This is a genomic window from Roseateles sp. (genome assembly GCF_049240545.1).
GTDB lineage: Bacteria > Pseudomonadota > Gammaproteobacteria > Burkholderiales > Burkholderiaceae_C > Paucibacter_A.
In genome coordinates this window covers 1-1,220 of sequence record NZ_JBMLSK010000174.1, presented here as the reverse complement: position 1 = coordinate 1,220, position 1,220 = coordinate 1, and the positions used below count along the sequence as shown (strand labels likewise).

The following is a 1,220-nucleotide window of genomic DNA, read 5'->3' as shown; positions in this document are numbered from 1 at the left end:
GCGACACGAGGGTCGCTAGTGAAATGTCCCAACAGAACGAGTCCTAGCGCAACTAAACACAGCGTCTTAAATGATGCAGCATAGCCTGCGCAACGTCTCGTTCGGCTGCTGCCAGCGGCGGAAGCAGGCGGTTACTGCGTCGAGGACGGCTGGCAGGGTCTGGAAGTAGCGGTTGTGTGTAGCGAGCCGCCTGGTGAGCTTCCACACTCGCTCGATCGTCGAGAGCTGCGGGCTGTACGGCGGCAGAAAGAACAGGCTCAAGTGGCGACGATGCTTGTGGAGCAGTGGCTTGAGCACTCGTGCGTGGTGGTACGCCGCGTTGTCCAGAACGACGACCATGCGCTTGCCATGCCGCCGATGCCGCAGCAGTTGGCGCACGAAGGCTTCGAACGTTTCGCCGTTGAAGACTGGGCGGAACGAGGTGACCAAGCGGCCGGTGCTCAGGTTGACTGCACCGAAGCAGGCGACCGACTTCCTTGTCGGTGCATGCATGACGACCGGGTCGTGGTTCTCTGGTGCGACCCACATGCGGCAGCGCGACCCGTGCTGTTGGAAGTGGCACTCGTCTGCGCTCCATAGATCAACGTCGGCGCGCCTTGCCAGTCGCCGCAGTTTTTTTTGCAGCCGAGACCGCCAATGGGTCCGATTGCGCGACCTGGGGGCGCGGCTTGCGCAGCCGGAACCCCATTTGCCTGAACATGCGCTGGCATTGCCTCACGCCCAAGGTGATCCCGTAGTTGCGCTGCAAGTGCTCAGAGAGGACTGGTCCATCCCAGAGGTTGGCCTGCAACCCGAACGCCTCCGGCGACTTGCGAAGATCGGTTTCGATGCGCCGCCAGCTTCGCTCGTCAAGCGATCGAGGCCTGCCCGTGCGCTCGCCCTCACGCAGCCCAGCAAACCCGGACTCTTCGAAGCGGCGAACCCACCGCTGGACCGTGGTCGCCGCTTCGCCGAAAAGCGTGCCGACCTCATTGCAAGACCGGCCGCTGCTGACCAGCAGCAAGCCATGAAGCCGATGGTCGTACCGCGCCTCTTCACTGCGGTTGATCTCCTCTCGGATAGCCAGTTGCATCACCACAGCGTCCTGAATCTCCAGCTTGCGCATGGCCGCTCCACGAAGTAGATGGCGGCAATCATGATACTGCGTTACTTATGTCGTCGTGTTTAGGCGTTGCGGTCTGTGCTGATGCGGTCCGACGGTGGGCGCGACAGCGGCAACG

2 protein-coding genes are annotated in these 1,220 nt (G+C 62.4%); both read right to left on the bottom strand.

Going from position 1 to position 1,220, the window contains the following annotated elements:
• Positions 1 to 66: 66 nt before the first annotated feature.
• A complete protein-coding gene (locus ACOVRJ_RS11750; protein WP_422044037.1) occupies positions 67 to 603 on the bottom strand; it encodes an IS630 family transposase in 537 nt (178 codons plus the stop codon).
• Entirely contained in the window at positions 581 to 1,105 is a 525-nt protein-coding gene (locus ACOVRJ_RS11745) for a helix-turn-helix domain-containing protein (protein ID WP_422044036.1), read from the bottom strand. Before ACOVRJ_RS11745 ends, ACOVRJ_RS11750 begins: the two co-directional genes overlap by 23 nt.
• Positions 1,106 to 1,220 lie beyond the last annotated feature (115 nt).